The 16,641-nt window shown below is 46.7% G+C and carries 8 protein-coding genes, 5 tRNA genes, 4 rRNA genes and 2 pseudogenes; 6 read left to right on the forward strand and 13 right to left on the reverse strand.

Translation table 11 applies throughout. The features are described 5' to 3' along the window. Positions 1-35: 35 nt before the first annotated feature. Positions 36-560 (reverse strand): phosphatase PAP2 family protein, encoded by a 525-nt coding sequence (locus KW548_16120; GenBank protein ID QXX06550.1) that lies wholly within the window; start codon positions 558-560, stop codon positions 36-38. 466 nt (positions 561-1,026) lie between these two features. Between KW548_16120 and leuA the strand changes: the two genes are divergently transcribed. From leuA to KW548_16145, 5 genes and pseudogenes are all read left to right on the forward strand, one after another. After that, positions 1,027-2,574, forward strand: a complete 1,548-nt coding sequence (gene leuA / locus KW548_16125; protein QXX06551.1) for a 2-isopropylmalate synthase — start codon at positions 1,027-1,029, stop codon at positions 2,572-2,574. A gap of 62 nt (positions 2,575-2,636) precedes the next feature. Further along, a pseudogene (gene leuB / locus KW548_16130) lies at positions 2,637-3,729 on the forward strand (3-isopropylmalate dehydrogenase). 54 nt (positions 3,730-3,783) lie between these two features. Next, positions 3,784-5,185 (forward strand): annotated as a pseudogene (leuC, locus tag KW548_16135) (3-isopropylmalate dehydratase large subunit). Positions 5,186-5,196: 11 nt separating this feature from the next. Further along, positions 5,197-5,799, forward strand: a complete 603-nt coding sequence (gene leuD, locus KW548_16140) for a 3-isopropylmalate dehydratase small subunit (GenBank protein QXX06552.1) — start codon at positions 5,197-5,199, stop codon at positions 5,797-5,799. A gap of 108 nt (positions 5,800-5,907) precedes the next feature. Beyond that, positions 5,908-6,690 carry a DUF547 domain-containing protein gene (locus KW548_16145; protein ID QXX06553.1) on the forward strand — a complete coding sequence of 261 codons (783 nt, stop codon included), beginning with the start codon at positions 5,908-5,910 and terminating at the stop codon, positions 6,688-6,690. Between the two features lie 411 nt (positions 6,691-7,101). Here KW548_16145 and KW548_16150 read toward each other — a convergent pair. The 11 genes from KW548_16150 to KW548_16200 all read right to left on the reverse strand — a co-directional run bounded on the left by KW548_16150 (position 7,102) and on the right by KW548_16200 (position 15,388). Beyond that, a tRNA-Asp gene (locus KW548_16150) sits at positions 7,102-7,178 on the reverse strand. Between the two features lie 70 nt (positions 7,179-7,248). After that, positions 7,249-7,364, reverse strand: a 5S ribosomal RNA gene (gene rrf / locus KW548_16155). A 13-nt stretch (positions 7,365-7,377) separates the two neighbouring features. Continuing rightward, positions 7,378-7,453, reverse strand: a tRNA-Thr gene (locus KW548_16160). A 42-nt stretch (positions 7,454-7,495) separates the two neighbouring features. Continuing rightward, positions 7,496-7,611, reverse strand: a 5S ribosomal RNA gene (rrf, locus tag KW548_16165). Between the two features lie 105 nt (positions 7,612-7,716). Next, a 23S ribosomal RNA gene (locus KW548_16170) occupies positions 7,717-10,605 on the reverse strand. Between the two features lie 315 nt (positions 10,606-10,920). Next, a tRNA-Ala gene (locus tag KW548_16175) sits at positions 10,921-10,996 on the reverse strand. A 43-nt stretch (positions 10,997-11,039) separates the two neighbouring features. Next, positions 11,040-11,116 (reverse strand) — tRNA-Ile (locus tag KW548_16180). A 102-nt stretch (positions 11,117-11,218) separates the two neighbouring features. Then, positions 11,219-12,770: ribosomal RNA gene (locus KW548_16185) — 16S ribosomal RNA — on the reverse strand. The 16S, 23S and 5S rRNA genes sit together here with 4 tRNA genes alongside, the layout of an rRNA operon. 519 nt (positions 12,771-13,289) lie before the next feature. Next, positions 13,290-14,546 (reverse strand): HD-GYP domain-containing protein, encoded by a 1,257-nt coding sequence (locus KW548_16190; GenBank protein ID QXX06554.1) that lies wholly within the window; start codon positions 14,544-14,546, stop codon positions 13,290-13,292. 90 nt (positions 14,547-14,636) lie between these two features. Further along, the gene (locus tag KW548_16195; protein ID QXX06555.1) at positions 14,637-15,044 is read right to left on the reverse strand and encodes a VOC family protein; all 408 of its coding nucleotides are present in this window, start codon (positions 15,042-15,044) and stop codon (positions 14,637-14,639) included. Positions 15,045-15,303: 259 nt separating this feature from the next. Beyond that, positions 15,304-15,388: transfer RNA gene (locus KW548_16200), tRNA-Leu, on the reverse strand. A 191-nt stretch (positions 15,389-15,579) separates the two neighbouring features. Here KW548_16200 and KW548_16205 point away from each other — a divergent pair. Then, entirely contained in the window at positions 15,580-16,056 is a 477-nt protein-coding gene (locus KW548_16205; GenBank protein ID QXX06556.1) for an RDD family protein, read from the forward strand. 45 nt (positions 16,057-16,101) lie between these two features. Here the strand turns inward: KW548_16205 and luxS are convergent, their stop codons facing one another. Next, on the reverse strand, positions 16,102-16,620 hold the full coding sequence (luxS, locus tag KW548_16210) for an S-ribosylhomocysteine lyase (protein QXX06557.1): 519 nt from the start codon (positions 16,618-16,620) through the stop codon (positions 16,102-16,104). Positions 16,621-16,641: the final 21 nt, after the last annotated feature.

Raw genomic sequence — 16,641 nt, forward strand, 5'->3', positions numbered from 1 at the left:
AGTGACAAATCAGTGAAGCTTTCAGGTTGATTCAGTTACATCGTTAACATCAACGCCAGCTTGGCACACGCAATGCCCAAACCCGCCCCTATCACGATATCAGTGAAGAAGTGCACGCCCAGAAAAATACGTGAGGTGCTCACTGCTGCCGCCCAGCCGTACGCTGCAATCGCATATTGAGGGTAAAAGCTCGCAATTAATGTAGCCATCAAAAATCCAGCCGCAGTATGACCGGATGGCAAGCTATACTGATCCGCTGGTTGAATAAATGAGGTGAGTGATTCGGAACAATCATAGGGACGACGGCGCCGAAAACCATTCTTCAAAACCCAGTAAATGGGTAATTCGATGATAAATGCCAGAATGCCGACTTTAAGAAAAGCGGCACCTGTGGTCGTATCCAGCGCCCAAGCGATCAGGCCAATCAGCAAATACAGATGCCCATCTCCAGTATGAGAAATCAGGCGACTCAGCTTAGCCAGCGGCAGATTAAAGCGATGACCTAAGCAAAATGAGGACAATGCCAAGTCAAATTTGATGATGGGATCAACGGCACGCACGGTACTTTTCTCCTGTGATCACATGCGAAGTCACATCATAGGTATAGTGAGATGAACCAGAGATTAATCATCTCATTCATCTTGCCATTCACTGCTCGAATAGCAGGACAATATCTTCTGTATACCTAATATGGTTTATCGCCATAAATTAGTTCATTTGACTATTGATGAATAAAAAAACAACTTTAGGGTTGACGTACTCAGTGGAGTGCGGTACTAATCTATTAACTTAATTTTGTGGTTTATTTAACGCCCTAATAGGAACCGTTAACAATGATGAAGCGTTTTTCTATCCTGCTGAGCCTCCTCCTTATCGTGACACGATCGCGCGGGTAGGCTGTGGAAGAAAAATAACCACAATGAGATATCAGAAACCCGCACAAAGATGCGGGTTTTTTTATACCTAAAATACCGGAAGAAAACGATTAACAGTGTGGTAAACACACAAGTCAGGAAGGAAGCAAACATGAACGATCAAGTCATTATTTTCGACACCACGTTGCGTGATGGCGAACAAGCGTTGTCAGCAAGCTTGACAGTTAAAGAGAAACTGCAGATTGCCTATGCGCTAGAAAGGCTAGGTGTTGATGTCATTGAAGCGGGGTTTCCTGTCTCATCTCCTGGTGACTTCGAATCCGTGCAGACCATCGCCAAACACGTAAAAGACAGCCGAGTCTGTGCGCTAGCACGTGCCGTTGCGAAAGACATTGACGCTGCAGGCGAAGCGTTAAAAATCGCTGATCAATTCCGTATTCATACCTTCATTTCTACTTCCACCGTTCACGTCCAAGACAAACTACGCCGCAGTTATGATGACGTTGTCGAGATGGCAGTCAAAGCGGTAAAACACGCCCGTCGCTACACTGATGATGTCGAATTTTCCTGTGAAGATGCTGGCCGTACCCCAATTGACAATTTATGTCGCATGGTTGAGGCCGCTATCAACGCTGGTGCTAACACGATCAACATTCCTGATACCGTTGGTTACACAGTGCCAAACGAGTTTGGCGGAATTATCCAAACTCTGTTTGATCGTGTTCCAAATATTGATAAAGCCATTATTTCTGTTCACTGTCACGATGACTTAGGTATGTCAGTCGCTAACTCAATTGCAGCTGTTCAAGCAGGCGCACGACAAATTGAGGGTACGATCAATGGTATTGGTGAACGAGCGGGGAACTGCTCTCTAGAAGAAATCGCGATGATTATCAAGACTCGTCAGGAATTCTTGGGTGTTCACACTGGTCTTAAGCATGATGAGATTCATCGCACCAGTAAATTGGTCAGTCAGTTATGTAACATGCCAATCCAAAGCAACAAGGCAATTGTTGGTGCCAACGCATTCAGTCACTCTTCGGGCATCCACCAAGATGGCATGCTAAAGAACAAAAACACTTACGAAATCATGACCCCAGAGTCAATCGGTCTGAAAAATCAAGCGTTGAACCTAACCAGCCGCAGTGGACGTGCTGCAGTGAAAAGCCACATGGATAGCATGGGCTACAAAGAAGACGAGTACAACTTGGATGCGCTATACGAAGACTTCTTGAAACTGGCTGACCGCAAAGGCCAAGTCTTTGACTACGATTTAGAAGCGCTAATGCACTTTTCTAACTTGCGTGAAGAAGACGATTTCTACAAATTGAACTACCTAAGCGTTCAGTCAGGTAGCGTCATGGCAACCACAAGTATTAAACTGCAATGTGGTGATAAAGAGACGTCTGAAGCTGCGGTAGGGAACGGCCCTGTTGACGCGCTTTACCAATGTATCTATCGCGTCACCGGATATGATATCGTGCTAGACAAGTTTGATTTAACCGCGAAAGGCGAAGGTGAAGACGGGCTTGGTCAGGCTGACATTATTGCCAACTACAAAGGTCGTAAATACCACGGTACTGGTGTATCAACAGACATCGTAGAAGCTTCTGGTCAAGCACTACTGCACGTAATCAACAGCATTCACCGTGCAGATAAGATTGCCGAAATCAAACAGCAAAAAATCGCAACAGTATAAATAGACTCTAGGGATGCGAGTCGTCCCTAGAATAAAAGATATAAAAAAATTAAAGGATTATCATGACAGACAAATCTTACAATATTGCCGTTCTACCAGGAGACGGCATTGGCCCAGAAGTAATGCAGCAAGCACACAAAGTGCTAGACGCCATCGAAAAGAAACACGGTATTGCTTTCTCTCGCAACCAACACGATGTGGGTGGTATTGCCATCGACAATCATGGTTGCCCACTACCAGACAGCACAGTAAAAGCCTGTGAAGAAGCAGATGCAGTACTATTCGGCTCAGTCGGCGGCCCTAAGTGGGAACATTTACCGCCAAATGATCAGCCTGAACGTGGTGCTCTTTTTACCTCTGCGTAAGCACTTTCAGTTGTTCTGTAACTTGCGTCCAGCCCAAATTCACAAAGGCCTAGAAGCTTTCTCACCTCTACGTGCAGATATTTCTGGCAATGGCTTTGATATCGTCGTGGTACGTGAATTGACAGGTGGTATCTACTTCGGCCAACCAAAAGGCCGTGAAGGCGAAGGAGCGAATGAAAAAGCATTTGATACCGAGATTTATCACCGTTTTGAAATTGAGCGCATCGCTAAAATAGCATTCGAATCAGCGCGCTTACGTCGCAAAAAAGTGTGCTCTATCGATAAAGCGAACGTTCTACAGAGCTCTATCCTGTGGCGTGAAGTGGTCGAAGAAGTGGCGAAAAGCTATCCAGATGTCGAGCTGTCACACATGTACATCGATAACGCGACCATGCAGCTAATCAAAGATCCTGCGCAGTTTGACGTCATGCTGTGTTCAAACATCTTCGGCGACATCATCTCTGACGAATGTGCAATGATCACTGGTTCTATGGGTATGTTACCTTCTGCCAGCTTGAACGAAAGCCAATTTGGCTTGTATGAGCCAGCAGGTGGCAGTGCACCAGACATCGCAGGTAAAAACATCGCAAACCCTGTTGCACAGATTCTTTCTGCTGCACTAATGCTGCGTTACAGCCTAGGTGAAGAAGCTGCTGCACAAGATATTGAAGCAGCAGTATCTAAAGCACTGTCTGCTGGAGAGCTGACCGCCGATCTAGCAGGTGACAATCCTGCCCTTTCGACATCAGAAATGGGCGATAAAATCGCTGAGTACATTTTAAATTCATAATAATTATTCGCACCTGATAAGCCGTTGTCAGGTGCTATACACGGGATAGTAATAATGGGCAAAACACTGTATGAGAAAGTCTACGATGCACACGTTGCCGTAGCCGCCGAGGGTGAGAACCCAATTTTGTATATCGATCGCCACTTGGTACACGAAGTGACTTCACCCCAGGCCTTCGATGGCCTGCGTGAAAAAAGGTCGTCAAGTGCGCCAGGTCAGCAAGACCTTTGCCACCATGGACCACAACGTTTCCACCACTACTAAAGACATCAATGCATCTGGTGAGATGGCACGTATTCAGATGGAAACGCTGTCAAAGAACTGTGAGGAGTTTGGGGTAACCCTTTACGACATTAACCACAAATACCAAGGTATCGTGCATGTAATGGGCCCAGAGCTAGGTATTACCTTACCTGGCATGACGATCGTTTGTGGTGACTCTCACACAGCCACTCACGGTGCGTTTGGCTCATTAGCTTTTGGCATCGGTACTTCTGAAGTTGAGCACGTTTTAGCGACTCAAACGCTGAAGCAGGCACGAGCTAAAACAATGAAGATTGAGGTGAAAGGTCAGGTTAACCCTGGCATCACAGCGAAAGATATCGTTTTAGCCATCATTGGTGAGACAACAGCAGCTGGCGGTACGGGCTATGTCGTTGAGTTCTGTGGTGAAGCAATTACTGATCTGACGATGGAAGGTCGTATGACAGTGTGTAATATGGCGATTGAGCTTGGTGCCAAGGCGGGTCTAATCGCACCAGATGAAACCACGTTCGAATACATCAAAGGCCGTAAATTCGCACCTCAAGGCGATGATTTGGAAGCGGCTATTGAGTACTGGTCTTCACTCAAAACTGATGATGATGCAGAGTTTGATGCAGTCGTCACTCTAAATGCCGCGGATATCAAACCTCAGGTGACTTGGGGTACAAACCCTGGTCAGGTAATCGCCGTTGATCAACCTATCCCAGCACCAGAAAGCTTTGCCGATCCTGTCGAGAAAGCATCAGCAGAAAAAGCATTGGCGTATATGGGGCTAGAAGCTGGCAAAGCACTATCAGATTACAAAGTCGATAAGGTATTTGTTGGTTCTTGTACTAACTCTCGTATCGAAGACATGCGCGCCGCTGCAGAAGTAGCAAAAGGACGTAAAGTTGCAGACAACGTGCAAGCTCTTATCGTACCGGGCTCTGAGCAAGTCAAAGCGCAAGCAGAAGCAGAAGGCTTAGACGTCATCTTTAAAGAAGCGGGCTTTGAATGGCGCCTTCCTGGCTGTTCAATGTGCTTGGCGATGAACAACGATCGATTAGGCCCACATGAGCGTTGTGCGTCAACCTCAAACCGCAATTTTGAAGGCCGTCAAGGTCGTGATGGTCGTACCCATTTGGTAAGTCCTGCGATGGCAGCAGCGGCAGCAATTGCTGGTCACTTTGTAGATATTCGTGAGTTGGACTAAGGAGATAACAGATGTCAGGTTTTAAACAACACACAGGCTTAGTCGTTCCTCTAGATGCCGCGAACGTCGATACCGATGCCATTATCCCTAAACAATTCCTACAAAAAGTTTCTCGCTTGGGTTTTGGTAAACACCTATTCCATGATTGGCGCTTCCTAGATGATGCAGGTGAGCAGCCAAACCCAGAGTTTGTAATGAATGCACCTCGTTATCAAGGTGCCTCTATCCTACTCGCTCGCGAAAACTTTGGCTGTGGTTCCTCACGTGAACACGCTCCGTGGGCACTGGCAGACTATGGCATCAAGGCGATGATCGCGCCAAGCTTTGCCGATATTTTCTATGGCAACTCAATCAACAACCAAATGGTACCGGTTCGTCTCACAGAGCAAGAAGTCGATGAAATCTTCCAATTTGTAGAGGCAAATGAAGGGGCACAGGTTGAGGTCGACTTAGAAGCCAACCGAGTTCGCGCAAACGGTAAAGAGTATTCATTTGAGATCGACGAATTCCGTCGTCACTGCTTGCTAAATGGCTTGGACAACATCGGTTTGACACTCCAGCACGAAGATAAAATTGCCGATTACGAAAGTAAGATTCCCTCATTTCTCAAGTAATTAAAATCGATATAAAAAGGTTGGCTCATGCCAGCCTTTTTTATTTTTGAAAGTTATCATTCGTAGGCTCGGTCTAAAATCTTAATGTTGTTATGAATAGGACTGACCATGAGACTCTTTCTTGCTTTTATCGCCGCGTTGATATCTTTCCACGCTTCCTCTGCTCCCAAATCTGAACTTTGGCCCTACTGGAATACCAGTAATGAATCTAATACCACCAAAGTTGACCATCAGCCTTGGCAACAAATACTCGATAAATATCTCATCACGGAAGGCGAATACACCCTTTTTAAATACTCATCAGTCAGTGTCCAAGATAAACAACAACTCAATGACTACATAGTTCAATTGAGTCATATCAATCCACTTCAGTTAAGCAAAGCTGAGCAGTACCCTTACTGGGTAAATTTATATAACGCGATTACCGTCGATTTGATTTTAGACGCTTACCCAATCAAATCGATCACAAAATTAGGTGGGTTATTCAGTTTTGGTCCTTGGGGAGATGAAGTGGTTTCCATCAATGGAAAAGAGCTCACGCTGAATGATATTGAACATCAAATTTTACGCCCGATATGGAATGATCCAAGAACCCATTATGCGGTCAACTGTGCTAGCTTAGGCTGTCCAAACCTGCAATCTCAGGCGTTTACTGCTGAAAATACAGAAGCCTTACTTGAGCAAGCAGCGACCACCTTCATAAACAGTGAAAAAGGCGTGCTCATCAAAAGTGGTAATACTCAACTATCTTCCATTTATGATTGGTTTGCTGATGACTTTGGTAATAAACAAGAGTTGATCCAACACCTAGCTAAATATCGCCCAGAGTTAGAAAGTCTGAACGGCAAATTTAGTTATGCGTACGATTGGGATTTGAATGGTAAGGAATAGCGGGAACAGGGAACGGGGTAAGGGATGCGGGAACGGGCTTCGCCCTACGGCAAACTGGAAAGCGCTAGAAGGGTTGGAACTTGGTGTCACCCTCTGTTTTATTACTGTCATCCTCAAGAATGAGGGACGAGTGAGTTGAGGATCTCTTGTCGCAAGCCGAAAACCAAAATAGATTCCCTGCTCACTCCTCCGTCGCTCCATGGAATGACCGAAGCTATTGAAGTATGCGAATCTGTTTAATCTGTCCCCTTAGGAACCAGCTTCTAAACCATCGGCTCTATCAACTTAGCATCAACATTCACCTCTCGTAGGGCGAAGCCCGATCCCGATTCTAGAGGACGAAGTCCGTTCCAGCTCTCCAATACGCAGATACAAAAAGACCCCAGCATTTCTGCTGAGGTCTGGAATAAGTGGCGGAGCGGACGGGACTCGAACCCGCGACCCCCGGCGTGACAGGCCGGTATTCTAACCAACTGAACTACCGCTCCGCACTGGTTAGACTCTTGAGTCTAAGTTTTTTGCCTTTAGATTTTTCTAAAATCTAAAAACAGAAAGGGAACCTGGCAATGTCCTACTCTCACATGGGGAAGCCCCACACTACCATCGGCGCTACTTCGTTTCACTTCTGAGTTCGGCATGGAATCAGGTGGGTCCAAAGCGCTATGGTTGCCAAGCAAAATTCTTTGCTGGTGCTGATACCCAGACTCGAACTGGGGACCTCATCCTTACCAAGGATGCGCTCTACCACCTGAGCTATATCAGCATAATTTTGCTCAAGATATTTATCTCAAACAAGGTATTTAAAGCCTGGCGATGTCCTACTCTCACATGGGGAAGCCCCACACTACCATCGGCGCTATTGCGTTTCACTTCTGAGTTCGGCATGGAATCAGGTGGGTCCACAACGCTATGGTCGCCAAGCAAATTCTTTAATTCGGAAAGCTGCTTTCTCTTATACTAAGAGCGTGTTCTCTACACATTCAATCTGTTCTTGCTTTGAGTCCATCAAAACCCTTTGGGTGTTGTATGGTTAAGCCTCACGGGCAATTAGTACAGGTTAGCTCAACGCCTCACAACGCTTACACACCCTGCCTATCAACGTTCTAGTCTCGAACAACCCTTTAGGACCCTCAAGGGGTCAGGGAAGACTCATCTCAGGGCTCGCTTCCCGCTTAGATGCTTTCAGCGGTTATCGATTCCGAACTTAGCTACCGGGCAATGCCATTGGCATGACAACCCGAACACCAGAGGTTCGTCCACTCCGGTCCTCTCGTACTAGGAGCAGCCCCCTTCAATCTTCCAACGCCCACGGCAGATAGGGACCGAACTGTCTCACGACGTTCTAAACCCAGCTCGCGTACCACTTTAAATGGCGAACAGCCATACCCTTGGGACCGACTTCAGCCCCAGGATGTGATGAGCCGACATCGAGGTGCCAAACACCGCCGTCGATATGAACTCTTGGGCGGTATCAGCCTGTTATCCCCGGAGTACCTTTTATCCGTTGAGCGATGGCCCTTCCATTCAGAACCACCGGATCACTATGACCTGCTTTCGCACCTGCTCGAATTGTCATTCTCGCAGTCAAGCGGGCTTATGCCATTGCACTAACCTCACGATGTCCAACCGTGATTAGCCCACCTTCGTGCTCCTCCGTTACTCTTTGGGAGGAGACCGCCCCAGTCAAACTACCCACCAGGCACTGTCCTCAACCCGGATAACGGGTCTAAGTTAGAACATCAACACTACAAGGGTGGTATTTCAAGGACGGCTCCACCGATACTGGCGTACCGGGTTCAAAGCCTCCCACCTATCCTACACATGTAGGGTCAATGTTCAGTGCCAAGCTGTAGTAAAGGTTCACGGGGTCTTTCCGTCTAGCCGCGGGTACACTGCATCTTCACAGCGATTTCAATTTCACTGAGTCTCGGGTGGAGACAGCGTGGCCATCATTACGCCATTCGTGCAGGTCGGAACTTACCCGACAAGGAATTTCGCTACCTTAGGACCGTTATAGTTACGGCCGCCGTTTACCGGGGCTTCGATCAAGAGCTTCGACTTACGTCTAACCCCATCAATTAACCTTCCGGCACCGGGCAGGCGTCACACCGTATACGTCATCTTACGATTTTGCACAGTGCTGTGTTTTTAATAAACAGTTGCAGCCACCTGGTATCTGCGACTCTCAATAGCTCCATCCGCGAGGGACTTCACCGTCAAGAGCGTACCTTCTCCCGAAGTTACGGTACCATTTTGCCTAGTTCCTTCACCCGAGTTCTCTCAAGCGCCTTGGTATTCTCTACCCGACCACCTGTGTCGGTTTGGGGTACGATTCCTTACAATCTGAAGCTTAGAGGCTTTTCCTGGAAGCATGGCATCAATGACTTCACATCCGTAGATGCTCGACATCGTGTCTCAGCCTTAGAGAGAGCCGGATTTACCTAACTCTCAAGCCTACGCACTTGAACCTGGACAACCGTCGCCAGGCCCACCTAGCCTTCTCCGTCCCCCCATCGCAATTGTAAGAAGTACGGGAATATTAACCCGTTTCCCATCGACTACGCCTTTCGGCCTCGCCTTAGGGGTCGACTTACCCTGCCCCGATTAACGTTGGACAGGAACCCTTGGTCTTCCGGCGAGGAGGTTTTTCACCCCCTTTATCGTTACTCATGTCAGCATTCGCACTTCTGATACCTCCAGCAAGCTTTACAACTCACCTTCAACGGCTTACAGAACGCTCCCCTACCCAATACATAAAATGCATTGCCGCAGCTTCGGTTTACAGCTTAGCCCCGTTACATCTTCCGCGCAGGCCGACTCGACTAGTGAGCTATTACGCTTTCTTTAAATGATGGCTGCTTCTAAGCCAACATCCTAGCTGTCTAAGCCTTCCCACATCGTTTCCCACTTAGCTGTAATTTGGGACCTTAGCTGGCGGTCTGGGTTGTTTCCCTCTCCACGACGGACGTTAGCACCCGCCGTGTGTCTCCCGGATAGTACTTACTGGTATTCGGAGTTTGCAAAGGGTTGGTAAGTCGGGATGACCCCCTAGCCTTAACAGTGCTCTACCCCCAGTAGTATTCGTCCGAGGCTCTACCTAAATAGATTTCGGGGAGAACCAGCTATCTCCAGGTTTGATTGGCCTTTCACCCCTAGCCACAAGTCATCCGCTAATTTTTCAACATTAGTCGGTTCGGTCCTCCAGTTGATGTTACTCAACCTTCAACCTGCCCATGGCTAGATCACCTGGTTTCGGGTCTATATCCAGCAACTCGACGCCCAGTTAAGACTCGATTTCTCTACGGCTCCCCTAGATGGTTAACCTTGCTACTGAATATAAGTCGCTGACCCATTATACAAAAGGTACGCAGTCACACCACGAAGGTGCTCCTACTGCTTGTACGTACACGGTTTCAGGTTCTATTTCACTCCCCTCACAGGGGTTCTTTTCGCCTTTCCCTCACGGTACTGGTTCACTATCGGTCAGTCAGTAGTATTTAGCCTTGGAGGATGGTCCCCCCATATTCAGACAGGATATCACGTGTCCCGCCCTACTCGATTTCACCTAAAATGCGCTGCCGGTTACGGGGCTATCACCCTGTATCGCAGACCTTTCCAGAACTTTCACCTGACGCATTAAAGGCTTAAGGGCTAATCCAATTTCGCTCGCCGCTACTTTCGGAATCTCGGTTGATTTCTTTTCCTCGGGGTACTTAGATGTTTCAGTTCCCCCGGTTCGCCTCATTACCCTATGTATTCAGATAATGATACCTGCTTATGCAGGTGGGTTTCCCCATTCGGAAATCCCAGACTCAAATGGCTTTTACTGCCTAATCTGGGCTTATCGCAAGTTAATACGTCCTTCATCGCCTCTGACTGCCAAGGCATCCACCGTGTACGCTTAGTCACTTAACCATACAACCCCAAAGGGTCTTACAGTCAAACAACCAAAGTTGTCTGCAATTATTTAAACATGATGCAGACTCGATTTTGCCGGACTCAAATATAAACATCGCAAGGATGTTTCCAAGAACACTTGAATGTGTGTTGGTACCTAATGAACAAATCATTAGGATTTGAGAACTTTTCAATGAATAACAACGCATCTCATAGAGATGGGGATTGTTGTTATTCGTCAGCTTTCCAAATTGTTAAAGAGCTAGCTTTCTTTGCTAATAAATAGCTGATGAAAACCATTTTTAAGAACACTTACGCAAATGCGCTTAAAGATGGTGGAGCTAAGCAGGATCGAACTGCTGACCTCCTGCGTGCAAGGCAGGCGCTCTCCCAGCTGAGCTATAGCCCCATCAGGTGTTGATACTGTGTGCCAATTCTTCTGGGAGGAAGATTGGTGGGTCTGAGTGGACTTGAACCACCGACCTCTCGCTTATCAGGCGAACGCTCTAACCACCTGAGCTACAGACCCAGTATCGTCTCTTAACGTGTATAAACGTATCAATCTGTGTGGACACTCATCGTGACTCATTTGTCTTCACTTTTAAAAAGTGAAAGCAAACTGTCCATCGTATAAGGAGGTGATCCAGCGCCAGGTTCCCCTAGCGCTACCTTGTTACGACTTCACCCCAGTCATGAACCACAAAGTGGTGAGCGTCCCCCCGAAGGTTAAACTACCCACTTCTTTTGCAGCCCACTCCCATGGTGTGACGGGCGGTGTGTACAAGGCCCGGGAACGTATTCACCGTGGCATTCTGATCCACGATTACTAGCGATTCCGACTTCATGGAGTCGAGTTGCAGACTCCAATCCGGACTACGACGCACTTTTTGGGATTCGCTCACTTTCGCAAGTTGGCTGCCCTCTGTATGCGCCATTGTAGCACGTGTGTAGCCCTACTCGTAAGGGCCATGATGACTTGACGTCGTCCCCACCTTCCTCCGGTTTATCACCGGCAGTCTCCCTGGAGTTCCCGACATTACTCGCTGGCAAACAAGGATAAGGGTTGCGCTCGTTGCGGGACTTAACCCAACATTTCACAACACGAGCTGACGACAGCCATGCAGCACCTGTCTCTCAGTTCCCGAAGGCACAAGACTGTCTCCAGTCTCTTCTGAGGATGTCAAGAGTAGGTAAGGTTCTTCGCGTTGCATCGAATTAAACCACATGCTCCACCGCTTGTGCGGGCCCCCGTCAATTCATTTGAGTTTTAATCTTGCGACCGTACTCCCCAGGCGGTCTACTTAACGCGTTAGCTCCGAAAGCCACGGCTCAAGGCCACAACCTCCAAGTAGACATCGTTTACGGCGTGGACTACCAGGGTATCTAATCCTGTTTGCTCCCCACGCTTTCGCATCTGAGTGTCAGTATCTGTCCAGGGGGCCGCCTTCGCCACCGGTATTCCTTCAGATCTCTACGCATTTCACCGCTACACCTGAAATTCTACCCCCTCTACAGTACTCTAGTCTGCCAGTTTCAAATGCAATTCCGAGGTTGAGCCCCGGGCTTTCACATCTGACTTAACAAACCACCTGCATGCGCTTTACGCCCAGTAATTCCGATTAACGCTCGCACCCTCCGTATTACCGCGGCTGCTGGCACGGAGTTAGCCGGTGCTTCTTCTGCAGCTAACGTCAAATGATGCCGCTATTAACGACACCACCTTCCTCACTGCTGAAAGTACTTTACAACCCGAAGGCCTTCTTCATACACGCGGCATGGCTGCATCAGGCTTGCGCCCATTGTGCAATATTCCCCACTGCTGCCTCCCGTAGGAGTCTGGACCGTGTCTCAGTTCCAGTGTGGCTGATCATCCTCTCAGACCAGCTAGGGATCGTCGCCTTGGTGAGCCATTACCTCACCAACTAGCTAATCCCACCTGGGCATATCCTGACGCGAGAGGCCCGAAGGTCCCCCTCTTTGAGCCGAAGCTATTATGCGGTATTAGCCATCGTTTCCAATGGTTATCCCCCACATCAGGGCAATTTCCCAGGCATTACTCACCCGTCCGCCGCTCGACGCCGTTAACTCCACCCGAAGGCTTTGATAACTCGTTTCCGCTCGACTTGCATGTGTTAGGCCTGCCGCCAGCGTTCAATCTGAGCCATGATCAAACTCTTCAATTTAAGATTTTGTTCGGCTCAATGAATACTGACTTCAAAACTACTGTGTAATTTTAAAGCTATTATCGTTCCAACAGAACGATAATGAATTGACTGTGCTGAATCCGAAGATTCAATGGTCACTTCGTATCATTGAAACCTAATTTGAAGCCGAAGCTTCTAATTGGATTATCATCAACGAGTGCCCACACAGATTGATAGGTTTATATTGTTAAAGAGCTGTGCTTTTCAAGAAACTTTCTCTCAAAGCGGAGGTGCATTCTAGCGAGATAATTTGAAGAGTCAAACACTTTTTCAAACTTATTTTCTCAGAAGCTTTTCACCTCTCTAACACCGCTGAAGCCTTGTGGCGTCTGCCGTGTCAGTGGATGCGCATTATAGATAGACGAGGAAAGAAGGCAAGCACAAAAACCGTTTTTTTGATAAAAAAATGCTTGAATGACTATTAATCATTCAAGCGCTTGTTTAGTACCATTTTATCATCACCTTATTAGCAACCTACTCACAGAAGATTGTGGATAACTAGTCATCACTGTCGAAGAAATAAGAGACCCTTGAGCGTGGGTTTAAATACTCGCGAACTTTATCTGGCAGTTTATTTGGCAGAATAGCATTGACTATCTTTATTTCCTTCTCCGCCAAATCGATGATGGGGGCTTGCGTTCTCGGAACCGAGGGGTCATAGATAAGGACGTTGGGGAAAAGAATGTTACGTGCATTCACCGATATCACTAACCCCACCATATCATTAGACAATTGTACCACGGTTCCCGGAGGGTAGATGCCCATGAACTTAATTAGGATATTTAGGTTTTCGTTGTTGTATAGATGCTTACAATTCTTATATAGATGAGAAAGTGCCACATAAGGTATCTTTTGCTCTGAAGGAACGTTGCTGTGGCACAGATTGTCGTAAGCATTAGCTACTGAGATAATTTGCGTCAGCTCATCAATATGCTCCCCTTTCAAACCTTCTGGATAACCCGAGCCATCATTCAACTCATGGTGCTGGGCGATGACCGTTCTTGCACTTTCAGGAAAGCTCTCCATATTATTCGCGATATCCAAACCGTATTTAGTATGCAGTTTAAGATAGTTCTTTTCTGGTTCACTTAAAGGGGTCTGCTTGCGTACAATTGCAGAAGGAACTTTGACTTTTCCCATATCGTGGAAAAGAGCAGCAAAAGCGACTTCTTTAATTTTCTGCGCTTCAAGCTTCTTAGCTTGGGCTATCATCATGGCGATGACGGACACATTGAGGCAATGGAAATAAATATCTTCAAATTCACTTTTACCGTTCATCAGGTGTAAAGTGACATGATCATCACTAAGTAGCTTATCAACGATATCATCAACCAACTGCGCAGCTTCATCCACGGCCTGTTCTGGTCGGTTGCGAATTTTATTCATTACTGCACGCATTCTCGATAGTGAGCGCTCAAACTCTTTTTCGCAATTGATCACTCTGCGCCGATACGCACTGAGCTTTTCAATCCGATCTTGTTTCTCTTTCCATAACTTCTGTGCTTCAAGATCGATCTCCTCTGCTGAAGCATCATCCTTTTTCTCAGTCTCAGTCGAAGGGGGAAGAGGTTGAGTATCACTTTGATTCGGATTCATAAAGACATGCTTAATGCCTAAGTGACGAATCAAACGGATCTGTTCCTCGTCTTTAATCTTAAAGCTATTAAACAAAAACGGGTGCTCATTCCATTTGACTGGGAGTCGGATATGCAACCCTGGCTGGAGCCTGTCTACGGTGATTTTTATGCTAGCCACGATTTATATACAAATTAATCCTTGAAATAATTTAGGTGATATAAACACTGCGTTTACCAACGGCAAACTTGGGACGTGCCCTCTATTCGACTACTTCACTACATCGCAATGCAGCATCCAACGAATACCAAACTGATCTTCTACTTTTCCAAAGCGCCCTCCCCAAAAGGTGTCAGATAAGTTCATCATTATATGACCTCCGTGTGACAGCTTGTCGAACAATCTGGCCTGCTCATTGAGATCGTCCAATACCAACGACAATGCCATATGATTGCCAGAACGCTCTTTTGCCACTAGACCATCCGATAGCATCAGCTTCATCCCAAATGCTTCACATTCTGCATGCATAATCCAATCAGGATCGGCGCCCTCTATATGTTGTGGTGCATCCTTAAAATACTGCTTGGTGACAACAACACCGCCAAAAGCTTTGCAATAGAATTCAAGAGCTTCATCACAACGCCCAGCGAAAAATAAATAGGGGGTGAGTTGATACATGGATTTGGGTCCTTTCAGATAACATTCCTCTTTAAAAGATAGACAATAATTGCTTAACTAACAGAAAAAATTAAAGATTTTTGAGATTTATCAGCGCAACTGTAAGCGCTATCAAGACAATTGGGACACTAAAAATGCATGAATATAAGAAGGGATGCTATGAGACGGCTAGGCTCATCACTTTAATACTGGAATGGAAATTTATTGAGTTTAGAAACAACAAAGCCCCGACTTTCGTCGAGGCTTTGTTGTTTAAATATGGTACCGGTGGGCGGACTTGAACCGCCACGCCCGAAGGCAACGGATTTTGAATCCGTCGTGTATACCAATTTCACCACACCGGCATCATTAGGCTGTTGCCCTTTGATGGTTGGCATTATACGTAAGCAAAGTATTCGTGCAAGTGCAAAAGACTGAATTAATTGCCGTTTGCTGATAAAATCGCCACAAATTATTAAGCTGTGCGCAAAGTCTCTTTTCAGACTCACAGTGAAGCTATATTCTGACGCCTTCTAAAATTTGGTAAGTTATTATTATGTCGACAACAGATACCCTGCCACCAGCAGGATTGATGCGCCGCCTCGGTGCATTGTTTTACGATGGTCTGATCGTGATTGCGATTGAAATGATGGCTGCTGGCGTCGTAATTGCAGTTTTGCATGCGCTGGTTGCTATGGGGGGATTTAATGCTGCTCCTTACGCAGACGTCAGCGACTTTCTCACCAATCACCCAATATGGGGACCAGTTTATACTTTGTATCTCGCCGTCATTTGGATCTACTTCTTTGTTTTCTTCTGGACTCGCGCAGGACAAACTCTTGGTATGAGAGCTTGGAAAATACAAGTACGTAACGCCGATGGCAGTGCGATCTCAACTACCCAGGCTTTAATTCGAATTGCGACATCAGGCTTTGGACTAGCTAATTTTACTGTCCCGATTGATCCGAAAAAGCGTGGCTTCCATGACATTTGGGCTAAGACACAAGTCGTTGTCTTACCTAAAGCTCAATAAAGTAGAGGAAGGCATTGCCTTCCTCTTATTCTATCTATATCTGATTTAATCGACTTTTAGCTCTTTAAGCATTGACTCGGGTAGAGCTAACTCGTTATTGAGGTTCACTTTGATCCCTGCATCAATAATCGCCTGGGCTATTTGCTTTGCTTCTTCAAGAGAGTGCATGGCTGCAGTGCCGCATTGATATTCGTTTAATTCCGGGATCTTGCTTTGGTTTTCCACTTTAAGCACATCTTGCATTGCTGATAACCAAGACTGAGCGACCTGATCTTCTGTTGGCTTGCCAATCAAACTCATGTAAAAGCCAGTACGGCAACCCATTGGCGAAATATCGATAATTTCTACGCTATCGCCGTTTAAGTGACTGCGCATAAAACCTGCGTACAAATGCTCCAATGTGTGAATACCTTTCTCAGAAAGAATGTCTTTGTTTGGTGCAGTAAAACGTAGATCAAACACAGTAATGGTATCGCCTTTCGGCGTAGTCATCGTCTTAGCGACTCTCACCGCAGGGGCATTCATGCGAGTGTGATCCACAGTAAAGCTATCTAATAATGGCATTATCCTTCTCCTTCCTACCGA

The sequence above is a fragment of the Vibrio neptunius genome (genome assembly GCA_019339365.1).
Lineage (GTDB): Bacteria > Pseudomonadota > Gammaproteobacteria > Enterobacterales > Vibrionaceae > Vibrio > Vibrio neptunius.